The organism is Streptococcus sp. 3613, from assembly GCF_013277375.1.
GTDB classification, from domain to species: Bacteria; Bacillota; Bacilli; order Lactobacillales; family Streptococcaceae; genus Streptococcus; species Streptococcus pseudopneumoniae.
The window spans coordinates 1-1,906 of sequence record NZ_VMMV01000076.1; the positions used below are offsets into that span (position 1 = coordinate 1).

Annotated in this window: 2 protein-coding genes; both read right to left on the reverse strand. The window is 41.2% G+C overall.

Annotated features, from left to right (window positions below):
• Positions 1 to 182: hypothetical protein (locus HT708_RS09025; protein WP_172926283.1), on the reverse strand; the 182-nt coding region annotated here is incomplete at its 3' end.
• Positions 175 to 1,906 (reverse strand): tail fiber domain-containing protein (locus HT708_RS09030; RefSeq protein ID WP_240156212.1); only part of this gene is annotated, 1,732 nt, incomplete at its 5' end. The genes HT708_RS09030 and HT708_RS09025, both read right to left, overlap by 8 nt.

The window sequence follows — 1,906 nt, forward strand, 5'->3', positions numbered from 1 at the left end:
GCTTGCGTTTCGTCAAAAAGTTCTTTAAGCGCTGGGTCATATTCCAGCACCGCCTTAAAGGCCTGTAATTCAGCCAAAGCCAGCCTATGGTGTACATTTAAATGCGCATAGTTCAATTCGATATCAGCCAAACGGTCGACGAGTGACTCAGCGACTAGCTTGTCGATTGTGTGATTATCCATGTCTGTTCTCCATTTTTTCTATTTTTTGATTTAATTCTTGGATTGCCTTAATTAAGTAAGGAACTAAAGCGGTATAGTCTATATGTAGATAGCCATCTGGATTCTCAGGATCTCGTGAGACAATTCTTGGAACGATGGTTTCAGCCTCTTGAGCTATTAGACCAATCTCCTCATGTTTCTTACTTTCGATGAAATCAAATGCAACCATTCTTAATCTGTTGATTTTGTCCAAGGCTTTCACAGCTGTATCTGTGATGTTCTCTTTTAAGCGTCTGTCTGATTTTTGTTCCATCCAATACTTCACGCTACCACTACCGACCTGATTCCACCAAACAACCGCATTCCTTCCGCCTTTGGGATTCCAACCATCACCAAAGACGTCTTTACTTCCAAGTTCGATACCATTTGAAAACACAGGAGAACGAGAAAAAGTAGTATTCCCATAGAAGTTTGCTCTCGATGAATCCGAAAAGTCAACCCTACCGTGGAAATTTGCTCCGTTTCGGCAATGCATGTTTCCTAACGTTGTCACATACCAAGCATTGGGGCCAGGACTGTTCCAACTGTAACCCCAGTTCGCCCAAAATGCGGTATTTTCGCCATTGTAGCTTCCGCCTTCGCCGTTTCCCATGCCGACCGAGAATTGGTTGACACCAGAAATCCAGCGACCTCTTCCTTGAGCAAAACGACCAATTGTAAACCCTCCTATTTGACCCTGATAAGCTTCTAAGAAAGTCGAGCGATTCACAACTGATTCAATCTTAGTCGCAAAGATACGTTTAGAAGTTAGTTCTCCAATAAAGGCGTCGTTGGCAATAAGTTTTCGAATAAAGGCATGATCAAACTTTACCTTATCAGCTGTGACCGCTTCGGCAGCTAAAACAGCTGTCGTTACTGAACCTGATTCAAAATTAGCTGTCTTCAACTTATCAACCATGGCAGACTTGATGACTGCTCTGTCAATCAGGGTCTCGCCTGTTATATGGGTTAATTTCCCAACAAAGCGGTTATGTCCATTGGCTCCTAGATTGATACCCGAAATCAAATCACCTGCACTGTTGATGTTTTGAACCAACCAGGAGCCAGCTAGTTGAGTCATTTTTGTTTGCGTTGCTTCAAGCTTCTTATTCGCATCTGCGACTGCATCTTCTGGATGTGGTTGCCATGTTCTAGGTTTATAACCTTTGTACAAGTCAACTTCTGTAATATACAAATCAGCTGTTCCTGATGATGAGCCATTGTTCTCAAAACGAATGTAAGCATTATCCATTTCTCCGGAATTAAAAGTTACTGAGACATCTTCGCATCTAGAGGTAGATAGTTTCTTGCTGCTAACAACTTTCTTAAAGATTGTGAATCCATCGCTCTCGCCTGCTCTTCGTCCCAAAATATAAACATCATAGCTTGCTAGAGCACTGTTGTTAAATCCTCTAAAATTCAGTACATAGTCAGTATTTCGTTCAAGATTAAAACGGTGACTAGACAAAAAGTTTTTGTTTTTAGTTGCATTGCTTAAACGCATAAGGTCTTTCTGCCCGTTGTGATAAAAGCTATGCTTAACCAATCTTCCTAAATTTTGAGTTGAGACCCATTTATTCGTATCATTTTTAAAATCACTATTCTTAATGAGGTTAGGGCCGCTTACACTATATTTCCCAACCTCAACCTGAAACAGTTGATTGGTCATAGCCATGCGAGCAACCTTATCCGCAATTCCATTTTCA